The sequence below is a fragment of the Mesorhizobium australicum genome (assembly GCF_900177325.1).
In the GTDB taxonomy this organism is placed as follows: domain Bacteria; phylum Pseudomonadota; class Alphaproteobacteria; order Rhizobiales; family Rhizobiaceae; genus Mesorhizobium_A; species Mesorhizobium_A australicum_A.
In genome coordinates this window covers 3,840,963-3,857,821 of sequence record NZ_FXBL01000004.1, presented here as the reverse complement: position 1 = coordinate 3,857,821, position 16,859 = coordinate 3,840,963, and the positions used below count along the sequence as shown (strand labels likewise).

The 16,859-nt window shown below is 67.2% G+C and carries 16 protein-coding genes and 1 pseudogene; 9 read left to right on the top strand and 8 right to left on the bottom strand.

Translation table 11 applies throughout. From position 1 onward, the window contains the following. Window positions 1-7 precede the first annotated feature (7 nt). The 5 genes and pseudogenes from B9Z03_RS21545 to B9Z03_RS21525 form a co-directional block, all read right to left on the bottom strand. A complete protein-coding gene (locus B9Z03_RS21545) occupies window positions 8-1,393 on the bottom strand; it encodes a phospholipase D family protein (RefSeq protein WP_085466089.1) in 1,386 nt (461 codons plus the stop codon). A 38-nt stretch (window positions 1,394-1,431) separates the two neighbouring features. Further along, on the bottom strand, window positions 1,432-2,250 hold the full coding sequence (locus B9Z03_RS21540; protein ID WP_085466088.1) for an endonuclease/exonuclease/phosphatase family protein: 819 nt from the start codon (window positions 2,248-2,250) through the stop codon (window positions 1,432-1,434). A gap of 155 nt (window positions 2,251-2,405) precedes the next feature. Then, window positions 2,406-3,172 (bottom strand): annotated as a pseudogene (locus B9Z03_RS21535) (IS5 family transposase). Between the two features lie 53 nt (window positions 3,173-3,225). Continuing rightward, on the bottom strand, window positions 3,226-3,465 hold the full coding sequence (locus B9Z03_RS21530) for a YdeI/OmpD-associated family protein (RefSeq protein WP_085466087.1): 240 nt from the start codon (window positions 3,463-3,465) through the stop codon (window positions 3,226-3,228). Then, entirely contained in the window at window positions 3,465-3,818 is a 354-nt protein-coding gene (locus B9Z03_RS21525) for a DUF1428 domain-containing protein (RefSeq protein WP_085466086.1), read from the bottom strand. Before B9Z03_RS21525 ends, B9Z03_RS21530 begins: the two co-directional genes overlap by 1 nt. 226 nt (window positions 3,819-4,044) lie before the next feature. Here B9Z03_RS21525 and B9Z03_RS21520 point away from each other — a divergent pair, with 226 nt between their 5' ends. Further along, window positions 4,045-5,724, top strand: a complete 1,680-nt coding sequence (locus tag B9Z03_RS21520) for a formate--tetrahydrofolate ligase (protein ID WP_085467802.1) — start codon at window positions 4,045-4,047, stop codon at window positions 5,722-5,724. Between the two features lie 9 nt (window positions 5,725-5,733). Here B9Z03_RS21520 and B9Z03_RS21515 read toward each other — a convergent pair whose 3' ends face one another. Then, window positions 5,734-5,970 carry a hypothetical protein gene (locus B9Z03_RS21515; protein ID WP_085466085.1) on the bottom strand — a complete coding sequence of 79 codons (237 nt, stop codon included), beginning with the start codon at window positions 5,968-5,970 and terminating at the stop codon, window positions 5,734-5,736. Window positions 5,971-6,068: 98 nt separating this feature from the next. Here B9Z03_RS21515 and B9Z03_RS21510 point away from each other — a divergent pair, with 98 nt between their 5' ends. Beyond that, window positions 6,069-6,941 carry a LysR substrate-binding domain-containing protein gene (locus tag B9Z03_RS21510; RefSeq protein ID WP_085466084.1) on the top strand — a complete coding sequence of 291 codons (873 nt, stop codon included), beginning with the start codon at window positions 6,069-6,071 and terminating at the stop codon, window positions 6,939-6,941. 30 nt (window positions 6,942-6,971) lie between these two features. Here B9Z03_RS21510 and B9Z03_RS21505 read toward each other — a convergent pair whose 3' ends face one another. Together B9Z03_RS21505 and B9Z03_RS21500 are read right to left on the bottom strand one after the other, a co-directional pair. Further along, entirely contained in the window at window positions 6,972-8,255 is a 1,284-nt protein-coding gene (locus tag B9Z03_RS21505; protein WP_244561807.1) for an RNA polymerase sigma factor, read from the bottom strand. Then, the gene (locus tag B9Z03_RS21500; RefSeq protein WP_085466082.1) at window positions 8,228-8,590 is read right to left on the bottom strand and encodes a YciI family protein; all 363 of its coding nucleotides are present in this window, start codon (window positions 8,588-8,590) and stop codon (window positions 8,228-8,230) included. Before B9Z03_RS21500 ends, B9Z03_RS21505 begins: the two co-directional genes overlap by 28 nt. A gap of 187 nt (window positions 8,591-8,777) precedes the next feature. Between B9Z03_RS21500 and B9Z03_RS21495 the strand changes: the two genes are divergently transcribed. From B9Z03_RS21495 to B9Z03_RS21460, 7 genes are all read left to right on the top strand, one after another. Beyond that, window positions 8,778-9,491: a phosphatase PAP2 family protein gene (locus tag B9Z03_RS21495; protein ID WP_085467801.1), complete on the top strand. Its 714-nt coding sequence runs from the start codon at window positions 8,778-8,780 to the stop codon at window positions 9,489-9,491. 28 nt (window positions 9,492-9,519) lie between these two features. Beyond that, window positions 9,520-10,815 carry a DUF2254 domain-containing protein gene (locus B9Z03_RS21490; RefSeq protein ID WP_085466081.1) on the top strand — a complete coding sequence of 432 codons (1,296 nt, stop codon included), beginning with the start codon at window positions 9,520-9,522 and terminating at the stop codon, window positions 10,813-10,815. A gap of 43 nt (window positions 10,816-10,858) precedes the next feature. After that, on the top strand, window positions 10,859-11,233 hold the full coding sequence (locus B9Z03_RS21485; protein ID WP_085466080.1) for a hypothetical protein: 375 nt from the start codon (window positions 10,859-10,861) through the stop codon (window positions 11,231-11,233). A gap of 205 nt (window positions 11,234-11,438) precedes the next feature. Continuing rightward, window positions 11,439-13,628: an anthranilate synthase gene (locus B9Z03_RS21480; protein WP_085466079.1), complete on the top strand. Its 2,190-nt coding sequence runs from the start codon at window positions 11,439-11,441 to the stop codon at window positions 13,626-13,628. A gap of 211 nt (window positions 13,629-13,839) precedes the next feature. After that, window positions 13,840-14,748, top strand: a complete 909-nt coding sequence (locus B9Z03_RS21470) for a cation diffusion facilitator family transporter (RefSeq protein WP_085466078.1) — start codon at window positions 13,840-13,842, stop codon at window positions 14,746-14,748. Between the two features lie 67 nt (window positions 14,749-14,815). Next, window positions 14,816-15,898, top strand: coding sequence for an AbrB family transcriptional regulator (locus tag B9Z03_RS21465; RefSeq protein ID WP_085466077.1), 1,083 nt, complete (start codon window positions 14,816-14,818; stop codon window positions 15,896-15,898). 71 nt (window positions 15,899-15,969) lie between these two features. Then, window positions 15,970-16,680, top strand: a complete 711-nt coding sequence (locus B9Z03_RS21460) for a hypothetical protein (protein WP_085466076.1) — start codon at window positions 15,970-15,972, stop codon at window positions 16,678-16,680. The last annotated feature ends 179 nt before the right edge of the window (window positions 16,681-16,859 follow it).

Here is a 16,859-nt window from a genome sequence, read left to right as displayed (position 1 = left end):
TACGCCACTACAGCTGCGATTCGATCGGCAGCCAGCGCACCACGAAGGCGATGAGCCGCCGGCCTATGCTCGCCTTCGGCTCACCATAGCGCAACTTGCCCTCGCCTTCCGAGCGATTCCAGCGGATGCGGCTGCCGTCCAGCGTGAGACGGTAGCTGACGTCGGGGGCGCGCTCGGCCTTGAAATGGTCGAGAAGGGCCGCGACCAGCTCCGGGTCCTCGAACAGCACGCCCATCTCCGCATTGAGCGACACCGAGCGCGGGTCGAAGTTGAACGAGCCGATGAAGCCCAGGCGCTCGTCCACCGCGAACGCCTTGGTGTGCAGGCTGGCGCCCTTCGAGCCGAAGATCGACAACTTCCTCTGCCGGCCTGCGGGCTGGAACTCGTAGAGCGCGACGCCCGCCCTCAGTAAGCGTTTGCGATAATTGGCATAGGCGCCGTGCACGGCGGCGACATCGGTGGCCGCCAGCGAATTGGTGAGCACGGTGACGCTCACGCCCTTGCCGACCATCTTCTCCAGGATCGCGGCCCCCCTGCGCCCGGGGATGAAATAGGGCGAGACGATCTCCAGCCTGCGCTCTGCAGAGCGGATCTCGACCATCAGCTTGCGCATCAGCCAGGAGCGGAGGCGGCGGCCGTGCACCTTTTCCGGCGGGTCGGCGAGCACGCGCGCGCCGTACGACCAGCGCATGCCGCCATGGGCGGCGACGAAGTCGTCGATCGAACGGGTGTCGCCGATCACCTTGCCGGCATCGAGTTCGGCCACGCGCAGCCTGCTTGCCGAGCGGCGGCGCACGGTCGGATGCACCAGATGCAACGGCCGCGAGGCGGGGCAGGTCCAGTAGCGCTCGAAGATCGCCACAGTGTCGTCAACGGCGCTTCCCAGCATCACCATGTCGAGGTCGCGGAAAGCGGAATCGGTGCGCTCGAAATACTCGTCGCCGATGTTGCGACCGCCGACGATCGCGATGCGCCGGTCGGCGATGAAGGCCTTGGCGTGCATGCGCCGCGTCAGGGCAAACGCGCGCGACACCAGTTCCAGCCAACGCAACACCGAGCCGTTGCGCAGGCCGACCGGGTTGAACAGGCGCAGCTCGATATTGGCGTGGCTGTTGAGCGCCAGATAGGTCTCGTCGCTCGACTGCGGGTTGATGTCGTCGATCAGCAGCCGCACCTGCACGCCGCGGTCGGCAGCCGCGACGATCTCCTTGAGCAGCAGCCCGCCCGACCGGTCGTCGCGCAGGATGTAGTACATCAGGTCGAGCGTGGCGGTGGCGCCGCGGGCGGCCAGGATGCGCACGGCCAGCGCGTCGTCGTTTTCCGAGACCAACAGCAGGCCGCTCCTGCCGGCTGCGGCCCGGTCGTTATCGGTTCTGGTGATGGCGGTGTCCATCGCCGCGCCCTCAGGACCCTCCGGCCGTGAGACGGGCATCACGCCGCATCGCGAACGCCCTCCGTCGCGGCGCCGGCGAGCTTGAGCCGCGCCTTGATGGGCAGGTGGTCGGAGGCGACACGCGCCAAGGGCGAGCGGTGGACCTCGATCGACGAGATCATCGCCTGCGGCCGGGCAAGGATGCGGTCGAGCGCGAGCAGCGGAAAACGCGAGGGGAAACTCGGCAGCACGGCGTTGAGCGGCCCGAAATGCGGCAGCAGCGACAGAAGCGAGGAACGCGTGTTGACCCGCCATTCGTTCAGGTCGCCCAGGATGACGGTCGGGCGGATGACGCCCTGCGCGGCTTCCAGCACGGCGTTGGCCTGACGCTTGCGCGAGTGGCGGAAGAGGCCGAAATGCGCCGCGATGACGCGCAGGTGGACGCCCTTGATCTCGAGGTCGACGATCAGTGCACCGCGCGGCTCCAGCCCGGGAAGGTGGATCGTCTTGACCTCCTGCACGACGCCGGCGCGGGCGAGCAGCAGGTTGCCGTGCCAGCCGTGGCTGCGCGAGCCCTGCGGCATGTGAAGCGGCACAAGGTCGGTGGATTTCGCCAGCGCCTCGAGGTCGAGCAGGCCGACACGCTCGCCGAGCCGCTCGTCGGCCTCCTGGAGGGCCACGATGTCGGCGTCGAGCTCCGCCACCACCGCCGCGGTGCGTGAAGGGTCGAAACGGCCGTCCGTGCCGACGCATTTGTGGACGTTGTAGGAGGCGATGGTGGTGCAGGGATCGTCTTCGCCGATCTTGACGAAATGGGGCAGCTGGTTGCGCAACGCCGCGGCGAGGGTCCGGGGGAGGGTATGGCGGTCGTTGATCATCAAGGCCAAGATAGGATGAACTCGCGGACTTTTCAGGGCACCGCCACAACGTGCACACCCGCCGCCGGTTCCTTCCGTTCCTTGTTACCCGTGATTCGCGGCCATTGGAAGGAATCCCGGCGGTTGGGACCGCGTCGCAGCCTTAGTCTTTCCGACTAGGGCGTGGACTCAATAGCGCGTATCCACAGCCGCGCTGATGCGAGTGCGACGGCGGCGAGGAAGTTGCGTGCCAGCTTGTCGAAGCGGGTTGCGATGCGACGGAATTGTTTGAGACTGCAGAAGTAGCGCTCGATCAGGTTCCGCTGCCGGTAGAGTTGGGGATCGACCGATCGTTTCAGCTTCACCTGACTTTGTGTCGGGATATGCGCCGTTCCGCCGCGTGTGACGACCATCTCGACGATCGCTCGGCTGTCGTAGCCGCGGTCGGCGACCACGACGGTAGCGGCCGGAAGACCTGCCAAGAGGTCCGGGAAAGCGGTCTTGTCTGAAGCTTGGCCGGGCGTGATCAGCAAGCGCACCGGCAGGCCGTCCTGATCGACCACCGCGTGGATCTTGGTGCTCAGTCCGCCACGAGAACGGCCAATGGCGTGATCCGGCCCCCCTTTTTTCCGCCCGCGGCATGCTGGTGCGCGCGGACGATCGAGCTGTCGATCAACTGAAGCGACTGCGGAGATCGCTCGGCCAAGGCTTCAAACATCCTCAGCCAGACGCCCTTCTTCGCCCATCGATTGAAGCGGTTGTAGACCGTCGTGTATGGGCCGTATCTTTCCGGCAGGTCTCGCCAGGGCGAACCTGTCCTCAGCACGTAGAAAATGCCATTCACGACCCGACGGTCGTCTGCACGGCGAGCCCCTTTGCCTACCGCCGGAAGCAGCGGCCCCACAATCCGCCACTCCGCCTCGCTCAGATCATAGCGCGCCATTTCAAGGCTCCTTTCGATAACCTTGAATCAAGCTTCGCTCAGCAACTCAAGCCTTATTGAGTACAGACTCTAGGCGCGTGGTCCATGCCCATGTAGACGCCGCCGCGCCTCAGCTCGTCGACCATCTGGCCGATGCGCTTGCGGCGCGTCTCATCGCCCTTGGCCCGGCCGATCCAGCCGACATAGTCGTTGCGCTGGTAATGCGGCCGCGCCGCGTAGTCGGCTTCCACGCCGCCGTCGCCGAGTGCGGCTGCGACATCTGCGGGCATGGGATGGACCGGCCGCTTCGCCATCAGCCCTCGACCATGCCGGAGAAGCCGCCGAAGATCATCCGCTTCATGTCGAAGGGAGAATCGGCCGGATCGAAGTTCATGCGCGGGTCGGCCATGACCTTCGCCTGCACATCGTCGCGGTGGGCGCGGTCGCGGTAGACGATGTAGGAGAAGAAGGTGATCTCATCCTCCTTTGCCATGACTGCCCGCGGAAACGAGGTCAGCTCGCCATAGGGCACATCGTCCGCAATCGCCTCCATGTAGCCCAGCGCTCCATGATCCATCCACACCTCGCGTCCGAGTTCGGCCATCTTGCGGTAGTCTTCCACCTTGTCCTTCGGGACTGCGAGAACGAAACCGTCGACATAGCTCATCTTATCCTCCTACATCTGCAGACAGGATAACGCGCCGGGCCGAGAAAGATCAGGCCCTGCCGCCCAACTCTCCTGCCGCGTGCTGACAGGGGTGCGCGGCGCTTCCCAAACCTGTCGTTTTTCGCGTATTCGGCGGCTGTTTTGGGACGGCGGAAACATCCTCGCTCGGGCTTGATGCGCCGCACGCGACGGGAGGAGCCGTTATCGCGAGATGGGGGAGACCGCCATGGCCGAGTACAAGAGCGACATCGAGATCGCGCGCGCCGCGAAGAAGCAGCCGATCATGAAGATCGGCGCCAAGCTCGGCATTCCCGAGGAGCACCTGCTGCCCTATGGCCACGACAAGGCGAAGATCTCGGCCGAGTTCATCGCCTCGAAAAAAGGCGGCAAGGACGGCAAGCTGATCCTCGTCACCGCGATCAACCCGACGCCGGCGGGCGAGGGCAAGACGACGACGACGGTGGGGCTCGGCGACGGGCTGAACCGCATCGGCAAGAAGGCGATCACCTGCATCCGCGAGGCCTCGCTCGGGCCGAACTTCGGCGTCAAGGGCGGGGCGGCCGGTGGCGGTTACGCGCAGGTCGTCCCGATGGAGGACATGAACCTCCACTTCACCGGCGACTTCCACGCCATCACCACCGCGCACAACCTTTTGTCGGCGCTGATCGACAACCACATCTACTGGGGCAACGAGCTCGGCATCGACACCCGCCGCGTGGCCTGGCGGCGCGTCATGGACATGAACGACCGGGCGTTGCGCGAGATCATCTGCTCGCTCGGCGGCGTCGCCAACGGCTATCCGCGCGAGGCGGGCTTCGACATCACGGTGGCCTCGGAAGTCATGGCCATCCTCTGTCTGGCGACCGACCTGAAGGACCTGCAGAAGCGCATCGGCAACATCATCGTCGCCTACCGCCGCGACAAGAGCCCGGTCTACGCCCGCGATCTCAAGGCCGACGGCGCGATGACCGTGCTGCTCAAGGACGCCATGCAGCCGAACTTGGTCCAGACGCTGGAGAACAACCCGGCCTTCGTGCACGGCGGCCCATTCGCCAATATCGCGCATGGCTGCAACTCGGTGGTGGCGACCACGACGGCGCTGAAGCTGGCCGACTATGTCGTCACCGAGGCCGGTTTCGGCGCCGACCTCGGCGCGGAGAAATTCTTCGACATCAAGTGCCGCAAGGCGGGGCTCAAGCCGGCGGCGGCCGTCATCGTCGCGACCGTGCGGGCGATGAAGATGAACGGCGGGGTGAAGAAGGAAGACCTCGGCAGGGAGAATGTCGAGGCGGTGAAGAAGGGCTGCGCCAATCTCGGCCGCCACATCGAGAACGTGAAGCAGTTCGGCGTGCCGGTGGTCGTCGCCATGAACCATTTCGTCTCCGACACCGACGCCGAGATCGCGGCGATGAAGGACTATGTCGCCGAGCAGGGCGCGGAGGCGATCCTGTGCAAGCACTGGGCGCAGGGCTCGGCCGGCATCGAGGAACTGGCCCACAAGGTGGTGCAGCTCGCCGAGAGCGGCCAGGCGCAGTTCGCGCCGCTCTATCCGGACGAGATGAAGCTGTTCGACAAGATCGACACGATCGTGAAGCGCATCTACCGCGGCCTCGAGGCGATCGCAGACAAGGGCGTGCGCGACCAGCTGAAGCAGTGGGAGGACCAGGGCTACGGCCACCTGCCGATCTGCATCGCCAAGACGCAGTACTCCTTCTCGACCGACCCCAACCTGCGCGGCGCACCGACCGGCCATGTCGTGCCGGTGCGCGAAGTCCGCCTGTCGGCCGGCGCCGGCTTCGTCGTGGCGATCTGCGGCGAGATCATGACCATGCCCGGCCTGCCCAGGAACCCGTCGTCCGAGAAGATCTACCTCAACGACATGGGATATATCGAGGGGCTGTTCTAAGGCTCGGTATCAGAGCCCGCGTCCGCGCAGGCCGGTCAGTTCCGCCACGCGATGCAGCCGCCGCTGCTCGATGAGCGCCTGCGCCTCCGCGCGGTCCATGCCGGTGTCCTCCAGCAGGCGCACATCGCCCTGGGCGACGAGGCGCTCGACGGTGCGGCGCCGGACGGCTTTGATATGCAGGCGGCGCCAGGCGGCGACGAGGCGCATCAGCAGGGTCTTTTCGCGGGGAGGGCAGGTCTCGGCCATGGGCGTGTCCTTTGAGGCATGCACATGGTCCCGCTCCGTTTGACATTCGACAAACGAATAGTGACAATGCCAGAAATCGTTTTTTCTGATGGCGACCGATGACCGTTCCGCTCGAAAGCGACCTTCTGCGCACCTTCCTCGCGGTTGCCGAGACCGGCAACGTCACCCGCGCCGCCGAACGCGTCGGGCGCACCCAGTCGGCGGTCAGCATGCAGGTCAGGCGGCTGGAGGAAGGCATCGGCGAGGCGCTGTTCGCGCGCGGGCCGCGCGGCGTCGCGCTGACCCCGCGCGGCGACCAGTTGCTGCCTTATGCGCGTCGCGTCGTTGGCCTGCTCGACGAGACGGCTGTCGCGATCCGCACCACGCCGCTGGACGGCCCGGTGCGCATCGGCCTGCCGGAGGAATGGGGCCAGACGATCCTGCCGCGCGCGCTCGCCGCCTTCGCCGAGCGGCATCCGGCCGTCGAGGTCACGGTCCGTTCGGCCACGTCGGTCAAGCAGCTTGCCGCGCTCGACCAGGACCAGCTCGATCTGGTGGTCGCCTACGTGCCCGACCGGCAGCTGGAACATGACGTATTGTGCGTGGACACGACGGTCTGGGCGGTGTCGGTCGGGTTTAGGCTGGAAGACAGGGACCCCGTTCCGGTTGCCTTGTTCAACGACGAATCGAACTGGTGTTCGCGCTTCGCCATCGCCTCTCTGCAGCGTTACGGCATCCGCTACCGCGTCGCCTATACCAGCGACACGCTGGCCGGCCTCGTCAGCGTGGCATCCGCCGGGCTCGCGATCGCCTCGCTGTCGCGCAGCGCCATCCCGTCCGACTGCCGCGAACTGACGGCCGCGGACGGCTTTCCCCCGATCGACGCCTCGCGGGTCATCCTCAAGCGCAATCCGCGCCGTTCGAGCGCGGCCATCCTCGGCATGGCGGAGATGATCCGCAAGGCGTTCCAACCCGGCGAGCCGCTGCGCTGAGGCGCCTGATACATCCTTCCGGCGCCGGCCTCAGTTGAGGCTGGCGCCGAGCCGCTCGCGACGGGCAATCAGGAACGCCCTCGCAGCCGGGTCGCTCTGCAGGCCGGTGGCGCGTTCATAGGCGAGCCTGGCCTCGGGCACGTCTCCGCAGCGGGCGAGGAGGTCGGCGCGCGCGGCCCAATAGGGCTGGTAGTCCGTCAGCCGCGCATCGTCCGAGACGGCGTCCAGATGCCTCAGGCCGGCGCCGGGCCCGTCGGTCTCGGCAATGGCGACGGCGAGGTTGACGGCCACGACCGGGGAGGGGCAGATCCCCGCCAGCGCCTCGTAGAGAAGCCGGATCGCCGGCCAGTCGACAAGCCGCGTCCGCCTGCGGGCGCAATGCGCCGACTGCACCGCCGCCTCGATCTGATAGCGGCCGAAGGCGCCGAAACGGCTGGCGCGCAGCAGCAGCGCCTCGGCCTCGTCGATCAGTTCGTCGTTCCAGGCGGCGACGTCCTGCTCGGCGAGCGGAACATAGGCGCCGGCGGCCGTGCACCTGGCGGCGCTGCGGCCTTCCGCGAACAGCATCAGAGCCAGAAGGCCCAGCACTTCCGGCTCGGAGGGCAACAGCGCCGAGAGCACGCGCCCGAGCCAGATCGCCTCGCCGGCGAGATTGGTGCGGCGCGCATCCGCGCCTGCCGCATCGCTCCATCCCTCCGCGAAGGCGGCGTAGATCGCGGCCAGCACCGCGTCGAGTCGTGCGGGCATTTCCGACCGGTCCGGTATGCGCAACGGCACGGCCTTCTGCCGGATGCGCGATTTGGCGCGGACAAGGCGCTGCCCCATCGTGGCTGGAGAAACCAGGAAGGCTGCGCCGATGGTGGCCGCGTCGAAGCCGAGCAGGGTCTGCAGGATCAGCGGCGCGCGCATCGCTGGCTCGATCTCCGGGGCCGCGCAGGCGAACATCAGCTTCAGCCGTTCGTCGGGAAAGCCTTCGTCTGCCGCGATGCCCCTGCGCTCGTCCTCGATCATGGCGACATGCTCCCTCGCGGCATCGGCCGTGCGCCGTTTGCGGCTCGCGTCGACCTGCCGGCGGCGGGCGACGGCAAGCAGCCAGGCCTCGGGCTTCTGCGGCACGCCGCTCGTCGGCCACTGGGCGAGCGCACTGGCGAAGGCATCCGCCAGCGCGTCCTCCGCGCCGGCGATGTCGCGCGTATGTGCCGCGAGGTAGGCGACCAGCCGACCGTAGCTGTCGCGGGCGGCGCGTTCGGCCGCCGCCCGCGCCGCCGAAGCCGGGCCGTCGGCGTTCAATTGGCCGGGGCCATGGCTGGCCAAACCTCGCGCACCTCGACCGTACCGGTGGAGGAGCCGGGGCAGCGGGCGGCCCACTGCACGGCCGAATCCATGTCCGGCGCCTCGATCAGGTAGTAGCCGCCGAGCTGTTCCTTCGTGTCGGCGAAGGGCCCGTCAAGGACCTCGGTCCTCTCGTCGCGAACCCGCACGGCGGCCGCGGTCCCGGAGGGCTTCAGCCGTTCGCCCGCCAGAAGGACGCCCGCCTTCTTCAGCGCCTCGGTATAGGCATTGTAGGCAGCCGCCATCTGGTAGGTCTCATTGGTCGGGACCTTGGGCATCTTCGTTTCGTCGACGTGAATGAGAAGCATGTATTGCATGGTGATGTTCCTTTCCGGCCACGTTTGCGTGCCGGACGAATGTCGCGCGGAGCTTCCCGCATTCGACAGTTTACAGCAGATTTTCTTCGCCGCCGCCTTTTTGCCCGGATGGATGACGCGTGGCCGCATTGCCCAGCGTTGCCGTTGGCGCGTATGTCAGATGCATTCCGCCCACACCAAGGCAGACATGAAGAACCGTATCACCAACCTCGTCCGCGGCCTTCGCGACCTGCCCGTCACGTCCGCGCCCTTCGTCCTTACCGCGATCGCCGGCGTCGGCGCCTACGCCTTCGTGCAGATCGCCGACGAGGTATCGGAGGCGGAGTTCGATGCGTTCGACCGGGCGCTGCTCACGGCCTTCCGCCGGCCGGACGACCTTGCGACGCCGCTCGGGCCGCCCTGGTTCCGCGAGTTCATGGCGGAGCTCACCGCGCTCGGCGGCTATCCTCTTTTGACCATCATCGTCGCGCTCGTGGTCGGCTATCTCATCGTCGCCCGCATGTTCGGGCCGGCACTGTTCACCGTGCTCGCGGTGGTGTCCGGCACGGCGGTCAGCCATTTGCTGAAGCTGTTTTACGACCGGCCGCGCCCGGACGTGGTCGAGCAGCTGGTGACCGTGCACACGGCGAGCTTCCCGAGCGGCCACGCAGCCATGAGCGCGGTGGTCTATCTCACGCTCGCCTCGCTGATCGTGCGGCTGGTCGATTCGACCGCGATCCGGGTTTATGTCCTCGTCGTCGCCCTGCTCCTTACCGTCTCGATCGGCATCAGCCGCATCTATCTGGGCGTGCACTGGCCGAGCGACGTCGCGGCAGGCTGGGCGTTCGGCATCGCCTGGGCGAGCCTCAGCTGGCTGGTAGTCGCCGCGTTGCGGGCCTGGCGCAGGCGGCAGCAGGCATGAGCGCCCGGCGCGCAGGAAGGACGGCATCATGACACCGCGCTGGCGCTGGCTGCTTGCCCTGCTCACTCGCCGGCTCTGGTTCCGGGCGTCGATCATCTCGCTGCTGTCGGTCGCGGCGGCGCTGGTCTCGATCGTCGTGGCGCCATACCTGCCCGCCGGCATCTCCGCCAAGATCGGGGCGGACTCGGTCGAGAGCATCCTGACCATCATCGCGTCGTCGATGCTGGCGGTGACGACCTTCTCGCTGTCGACGATGGTGTCGGCCTATTCCGCCGCCACCTCCAACGTGACGCCGCGTGCGACGCGGCTCCTTATCCAGGACACGACGGCGCAGAACGTGCTCGGCACGTTTGTGGGATCGTTCCTCTACAGCCTGGTTGCGCTCATCACCCTGTCGACCGGATCCTATGGCGAGCGCGGTCGGGTGGTCCTGTTCGTCGTGACGGTGGGGGTCGTCCTGCTGATCGTGGTCACGCTGCTGCGCTGGATCGACTATCTGCTCGGCTTCGGACGGGTGGGGGAAACGACGGCGAAGGTGGAGGAAGCGGCGGAGCGCGCGCTGAAGGACCGTCATCGCAACCACTATCTGGGCGGTGCGCCGCTGACACTGGGCGAGCCGGTGCCGCCCGACGCGACGCCGGTCTTCGCCGACCGAGTCGGCTATGTCCAGCATCTCGACATCGCCGCGCTGGCCGAGGCCGGCGAGGCGCGAAAGACGAAGGTCTGGGTTGGTGCGACGCCAGGAACCTTCGTCGATCCGGGCCGACCCCTGGTCTGGGTCGGCGTGCCGCTGTCGAAGGACAACGAGGCCGCCTTCCGGGAAGGATACACGGTCGGCGAGGAGCGCACCTTCGATCAGGACCCGCGCTTTGGCCTGTCGGTTCTGGCCGAGATCGCCTCTCGGGCGCTGTCGCCGGGCATCAATGACCCGGGCACCGCGATCGACGTGATCGGCCGCACTGTACGGATCCTCTCCGTCTGGACGGCGAAGCCCGAACGCGACGCCGAACCCGAGGAACCGCGGTTTCCCGACGTCTTTGTCCCTTCGCTCGAACCCGCCGAGATGTTCGACGACGTGTTCCACCCCATTGCGCGCGACGGCGCCGGCCAGGCCGAGGTGCAGATCAGGCTGCAGAAGGCCTTCGCGGCGCTCGCCAGATGCGGTGACGGGCGGTTTCGGGATGACGCGCTGCGACATTCGCGCGAGGCGCTGGAGCGGGCCGAGCGGGCGCTGGACCAGCCCTCGGACATCGCTCGCGTCCGCGGCGCGGCGGAGACTGTCGGAAGCCATGAGCCGATGGCGGGACCAAGGCGTTCGTCCTAGACTTGACGTTGGGGGATGTCTCACACGTGATTCGGAGAGGGATATGAGAGGGGTAGCTTTGTGGTTCTTTGCGTCCGCTGTCGTCTACGTGACGCTCGGCATGCTGTTCGGCATCTGGATGTCGGCGTCGCACGACCACACGCTCGCGCCGGCGCATGGCCACCTCAATCTCGTCGGCTGGGCGACGATGGCCCTGTTCGGCGTCTACTATCACGTGGTGCCGGCGGCGGCGCAGAGCCCGCTGGCGAAGGTCCACTTCGCGCTGTCGACGCTGGCGGTTTGGTTCATGTTTCCCGGGATCATCCTGGCGATCCAGGGCCAGACCGAGATCCTTGCCATCATCGGCTCCTTCGCAGCACTTCTGTCGATGCTGACATTCCTGTTCGTGGTGCTGCGGACGCGCGCGGCGCTGGCCTAGTCGCCGCAATTCTCCAGTTGCGCATAGCCCCGTTCGCGGCTATGCGTTCCACCATGATCTCGAAGTCGATCAACGCGAACTGGTGGTGGCCCGCTCTCTAGCGGCCCCGTCACGCGTGTACTAATCACAGGTGGCCGCAACGGAATATCCGGGCGGCCATTTTCATTTTCCGCCCGGGCCGCCTCTAAGGGGAACGGAGAGCAGGATGAGCACGGAACATTTGGTCGACGGCGCGGAGCGCTTCACAACGGAGGGCGGCGTTGAGGTCACGCGACGACGCAGCCCGACGCCCTATGAGGGCGCGATCGACACCTATATCGATGCGCTGAGCTCGCGGCGCGGCGCGGTCTTCTCCTCCAACTACGAATATCCCGGCCGCTACACGCGCTGGGACACGGCGATCATCGACCCGCCGGTGGCGATCACCGCGATCGGCCGCAACATGCGCATCGAGGCGCTCAACAGGCGCGGCGAGGCGATGCTGCCGGCGATCCGCAAGGCGGTCGGCGCCCTTGCCGATGTGGCGGTAGAGGAGGCGACGGCGGCGCTGATTGCGTTGAAGATCGCCGAGCCCGGCCGGGTGTTCTCGGAGGAAGAGCGCAGCCGCGTCCCTTCGGTCTTCACCGTGCTGCGTGCCATCGTGGCGCTCTACAAGACCAATGACGACGCCAATCTCGGCCTTTACGGCGCGTTCGGCTACGATCTCGCCTTCCAGTTCGACCCCGTGACGCTGACGCTGGATCGCTCGCGCGGCCAGCGCGACCTGGTGCTGTTCCTGCCGGACGAGATTCTCGTCGTCGACCACTACACCGCGCGGGCCTGGCACGATCATTACGACTTTGCCGCCGAGGGCCACTCAACCGATGGCCTCGCGCGCGGCGGCGAGGAGCGGCCGTTCAAGACCTCCGACCGCATCCCCCCGCGCGGCGACCACGAGCCCGGCGAATTCGCCAGGCTGGTGGACAAGGCGAAGCTCTCCTTCAAGCGCGGCGACCTGTTCGAGGTCGTGCCCGGTCAGATGTTCTACGAGCGCTGCGAGACGACGCCGTCGGAGATCTGCCGCAGGCTGAAAACCATCAACCCGTCGCCCTATTCCTTCTTCATCAATCTCGGCGACAACGAGTATCTGATCGGCGCCTCGCCCGAAATGTTCGTGCGCGTCAACGGCCGCCGTGTCGAGACCTGCCCGATCTCCGGCACGATCCGCCGCGGCGACGATGCAATTTCTGATTCAGAACAAATCCTCAAACTGTTGAATTCAAAGAAGGATGAGTCCGAGCTGACGATGTGCTCGGACGTCGACCGCAACGACAAGTCGCGCGTCTGCGAGCCGGGCTCGGTCAAGGTCATCGGCCGGCGCCAGATCGAGATGTATTCGCGGCTGATCCACACGGTCGACCATATCGAGGGCCGGCTGCGCGAAGGCATGGACGCGTTCGACGCGTTCCTCAGCCACGCCTGGGCGGTGACGGTCACCGGCGCGCCGAAGCTCTGGGCGATGCGGTTCATTGAGCAGAACGAGAAGAGCCAGCGCGCCTGGTACGGCGGCGCGATCGGCATGGTGCATTTCAACGGCGACCTGAACACGGGCCTGACCCTGCGCACCATCCGCATCCAGGACGGCATCGCCGAGGTGCGCGCCGGCGCCACGCTGCTCTACGATTCCGACCCGGCCGAGGAGGAGGCGGAGACCGAACTCAAGGCGTCGGCCATGCTGGCGGCGATCCGCGAGGCCAAGGCCGGCAACGCCGCCGTCACGCAGCGCATGCCGGCGCGGGTGGGCGAGGGGGTCAACATCCTGCTCGTCGACCACGAGGATAGCTTCGTCCACACGCTCGCCAACTACTTCCGCCAGACCGGCGCCAACGTCACCACCGTGCGCACGCCAGTGCCGGACGAAGTGTTCGACCGCTTCAGCCCCGATCTCGTCGTCCTGTCGCCGGGGCCCGGCACGCCGGCCGACTTCGACTGCAAGTCGACGATCAAGCGCTCGCGGGCGAGGGGGCTGCCGATCTTCGGCGTGTGCCTCGGCCTGCAGGCGCTGGCGGAGGCCTATGGCGGCGAGCTGCGCCAACTGCACGTGCCGATGCACGGCAAGCCGTCGCGCATCCGTATCAACAAGCAGGGCATCGTCTTCTCGGGCCTTCCCAAGGAAGTCACCGTCGGCCGCTACCACTCGATCTTCGCCGATCCCGTTCGGCTGCCGGACGAGTTCCTGGTGACGGCCGAGACCGAAGACGGCGTCATCATGGCCTTCGAGCATCGCAACGAGCCGATCGCGGCGGTGCAGTTCCACCCGGAATCGATCATGACGCTCGGCCAGAACGCCGGCATGCGCATGATCGAGAACGTCGTGGCGCACCTGCCGCGGCGGGCGAAGGTGAAGGCGGCGTGAGCTTGGAGTTGGCAAAGGTGGCGTTCCTTCGCGCCCCCCTCTGTCCTGCCGGACATCTCCCCCATGAGGGGGGAGATTGGCCGGCACGCGGCTTTTCGCCAGAATTGAACGTTGCAGAATTGGCGCGGATGGAAATGACAGCCGATCTCCCCCCTCGTGGGGGAGATGTCCGGCAGGACAGAGGGGGGCGCCGTAGAGCGCCTGCCGGCGAATGACACCCAAGCGCAGGGTCGCCCGGCTCGCCTTCTGGTCCATCATCGTCGCCTTCGCGGTGATGGCTCTCAAATTCGTCGCTTGGTGGCTGACCGGCTCGGTCGCGCTCTATTCGGACGCGCTGGAATCGATCGTCAACGTCATCGCGGCCGGGGCCGCGTTCTGGGCGATCAATGTCAGCCACAAGCCGGCCGACCAGGACCATCAGTTCGGCCACCACAAGGCGGAGTATTTCTCCGCCGTGCTGGAAGGCGTGCTGATCGTCGTCGCCTCGCTGTTGATCCTCGCCGAAGTGTTCCGCGCCTGGCAGGCGCCCGTTACCCTCGACGAGCCGGGCCTCGGCCTCGGCATCAACGCCGCCGCGGCGGCGGTAAATGCGTTCTGGGCGTGGCTTTTGATCCGCGCCGGCCGGCAGGAGCGGTCGCCGGCGCTGGTTGCCGATGGCAGGCATGTGATGACCGACGTCGTCACCTCGGTCGGCGTGCTCGCTGGCCTGCTTGGCGCGATCGCCACCGGCTGGGTGTTCCTCGATCCGCTCTTGGCGCTGATCGTGGCGCTGAACATCCTGTTCCAGGGCTGGAAGGTCATCACGTCTTCGCTCAGCGGCCTGATGGACGAGGCGGTGCCGCTCGACCAGAACATCCGCATCCGCGAGATCATCTCGGCCAATTCCAAGGGCGCGCTCGAGGTGCATGACCTGAAGACGCGCATCGCCGGCCGCGCCACCTTCATCGAGTTCCACCTCATCGTCGACGCCGACATGCGGGTGGGCGATTCGCATGCGATCTGCGACCGGATCGAGGAGGCGCTGAAGGCGGAGATCCCGAGCGTTCGCGTCACCATCCACGTTGAGCCCGACGACGAAGCGAAGCTGCCGCTCGGCACCGCTGCGGTGCCCTTCGCCTGACGTCGCGCATGGCTGCCCGGCGAGATTGCCTGTTCGCCCGGCGGGCCGCAGGTTCTAGAAAGGGTATATGGGACAACAGCAGGCCGATCCGACATCTCGTCTTGCGAAGCTGGGCTGGTGGGCCCTGCTCGTCGTTCTTTCCGTCGCCTTCTCCGCGCTGTTCGAGTGGGCGGACCTGCCGGCCGGGCTCCTCATCGGGCCGATGATCGCGGGCATCGTGGTCGGCGTCCTCGGCGCGCGGCTCAGCCTGCCGCCGGTCGCCCTGCTGGGCGCGCAGGCGATCATCGGCTGCCTCATCGCGGCCTCGCTTGAGCCCGCCCTGTTCGCCGCCCTTCTGGACGACTGGCCGATCCTGCTTGGCGCGACGCTCGCCACGCTGGTGGCCAGCGGCGGGCTCGGCGGCCTGATCGCCCGGTTCGGCATCCTTCCCGGAACGACCGCGATCTGGGGCTCCGCGCCGGGTGCGGCCTCTGCGATGGTGCTGATGGCCGACGCCTTCGGCGCCGACGCGCGGCTGGTGGCCTTCATGCAATATGTCCGCGTCATCATGGTCTCGATCGCCGCCGCGCTGATCGCAAGGCTGTTCGTCGACACGTCGGGGATCGAGCGGTCGCCGGTCGCATGGTTCCCGCCGCTGCAGTGGGGACCGTTCATGACGACGCTCGCCGTCGCGCTGGCCGGTGTTGTCGGCGGCCGGCTGGTGCGCCTGCCGGCGGCGATCTTCCTCGGGCCGATGCTGCTCGGCATCGTCGTCCACGCCGGCTTCGGCCTGCCGCTGCAACTGCCGCACTGGCTGCTCGCCATAAGCTACGTGCTGGTCGGCTGGTCGATCGGGCTGCGTTTCGACCGCAAGGTGCTCGCGCATGCCGGCCGCTCGCTGCCGCAGGTCATGCTGGCCGTCCTCCTGCTCATCGGCTTCTGCGGCGCGGTCGCGTGGGTGCTCGTCCACTCCCTCGGCATCGACCCGCTGACCGCCTATCTGGCAACCAGCCCAGGCGGCATGGACACCGTCGCCATCATCGCTGCTGCGTCCAGTTCGGTGGACATCGCCTTCGTCATGGCAATGCAGATGATGCGCTTCCTGATCGTCCTGCTCGCCGGCCCGCCGGTCGTGCGCTGGCTCGCGGAGCGGGTCCGCGAGCCCGACTAGGAACGCCAAGGGCTTGCAAGCATCGTCTCGCTCGGCCATTACGTAACGGCATGTGCAGGAGCCCGTATGAGATGACGGACGGTCGGATCGAGGTGGCGGACGGCGAGCCCGCCGATGGGGAGCAGGCCGGCGCGCTGGTCAGGCGCATCGCGCTGATCGCATTGCTCTCGATCCTGCTCGGCTTCGCCATCCAGGGCCTGATCCTCCTCTCGAAGCTCGCGGGCGGGATCACGCCGGCGACCTCGACGATCATCGCCGATCTCACGCATGGCGTCTCCTGGTCGCTGCTGATCTGCGTCGGGGTCGGCATCGTCACGGCCGTGTCGAAGGCAAAGCCGCTGGTTGCGGGCCTGGTGTCGCTTCTGGTCGCGCCGCTCGCGGTGGCGTTCGCCAAGTCCAGCCAGAAGGTGATGGCGGGGCTGGTCTCCGCGGCCGAGCAGGAGCCGGTCCTGTCGCTCAGCGCCATCTCGGTGCTGCGCGCGGTCGAATACGGCGTGCTCGGCTGGCTGCTGGCGCGTCTCGTCCAGAAAAGCGAGGTCCGCGCCACGCGCTATTTCGGCTCGGGCGGGCTGGTGGGCGTGGTGTTCGGCGGCGCCATCGCCTTCTTCACCTATCAGGTGGCGGTCTCGAAGGGCTTGTCGCCCGGCGCCGTGCAGATCGCGTCGAGCATCATCAACGAAGTGATCTTCCCGATCGGCTGCGCGGCGGTGATCTATTCCAGCCAGCTCGTTGGCCGCAGCGCGCGGCTCATCGAACAGGCAAATGCCGCAAAGCCGGCCTGACGGCTTGCGCCGGCGCGCGGCTTCGGATATTGAGCGCGCCATGTCGTCGCGCCAGACCATCACCGTCTCCCGTTTCGCCGCCTTCGCGGGCGAGACGGCGCGCGCGTTCTCCTCGACCCTGCTTCTTCTCGGCCTTATCGGCGATCGCCGGGCTCGCTGAAGAGGGGCGCCCGGCGGTC

What these genes read in the sequence shown, in the direction of transcription:
- B9Z03_RS21485 (WP_085466080.1), top strand. Translation starts at nt 10,859, where the DNA reads ATGAGAGGGGTAGCTTTGTGGTTCTTTGCGTCCGCTGTCGTCTACGTG.
- B9Z03_RS21490 (WP_085466081.1), top strand. Translation starts at nt 9,520, where the DNA reads ATGACACCGCGCTGGCGCTGGCTGCTTGCCCTGCTCACTCGCCGGCTC.
- B9Z03_RS21540 (WP_085466088.1), bottom strand. Translation starts at nt 2,250, where the DNA reads ATGATCAACGACCGCCATACCCTCCCCCGGACCCTCGCCGCGGCGTTG.
- B9Z03_RS21515 (WP_085466085.1), bottom strand. Translation starts at nt 5,970, where the DNA reads ATGGCCGAGACCTGCCCTCCCCGCGAAAAGACCCTGCTGATGCGCCTC.
- B9Z03_RS21500 (WP_085466082.1), bottom strand. Translation starts at nt 8,590, where the DNA reads ATGCAATACATGCTTCTCATTCACGTCGACGAAACGAAGATGCCCAAG.
- B9Z03_RS21545 (WP_085466089.1), bottom strand. Translation starts at nt 1,393, where the DNA reads ATGGACACCGCCATCACCAGAACCGATAACGACCGGGCCGCAGCCGGC.
- B9Z03_RS21525 (WP_085466086.1), bottom strand. Translation starts at nt 3,818, where the DNA reads ATGAGCTATGTCGACGGTTTCGTTCTCGCAGTCCCGAAGGACAAGGTG.
- B9Z03_RS21510 (WP_085466084.1), top strand. Translation starts at nt 6,069, where the DNA reads ATGACCGTTCCGCTCGAAAGCGACCTTCTGCGCACCTTCCTCGCGGTT.
- B9Z03_RS21530 (WP_085466087.1), bottom strand. Translation starts at nt 3,465, where the DNA reads ATGGCGAAGCGGCCGGTCCATCCCATGCCCGCAGATGTCGCAGCCGCA.
- B9Z03_RS21470 (WP_085466078.1), top strand. Translation starts at nt 13,840, where the DNA reads ATGACACCCAAGCGCAGGGTCGCCCGGCTCGCCTTCTGGTCCATCATC.
- B9Z03_RS21465 (WP_085466077.1), top strand. Translation starts at nt 14,816, where the DNA reads ATGGGACAACAGCAGGCCGATCCGACATCTCGTCTTGCGAAGCTGGGC.
- B9Z03_RS21495 (WP_085467801.1), top strand. Translation starts at nt 8,778, where the DNA reads ATGAAGAACCGTATCACCAACCTCGTCCGCGGCCTTCGCGACCTGCCC.
- B9Z03_RS21480 (WP_085466079.1), top strand. Translation starts at nt 11,439, where the DNA reads ATGAGCACGGAACATTTGGTCGACGGCGCGGAGCGCTTCACAACGGAG.
- B9Z03_RS21520 (WP_085467802.1), top strand. Translation starts at nt 4,045, where the DNA reads ATGGCCGAGTACAAGAGCGACATCGAGATCGCGCGCGCCGCGAAGAAG.
- B9Z03_RS21460 (WP_085466076.1), top strand. Translation starts at nt 15,970, where the DNA reads ATGACGGACGGTCGGATCGAGGTGGCGGACGGCGAGCCCGCCGATGGG.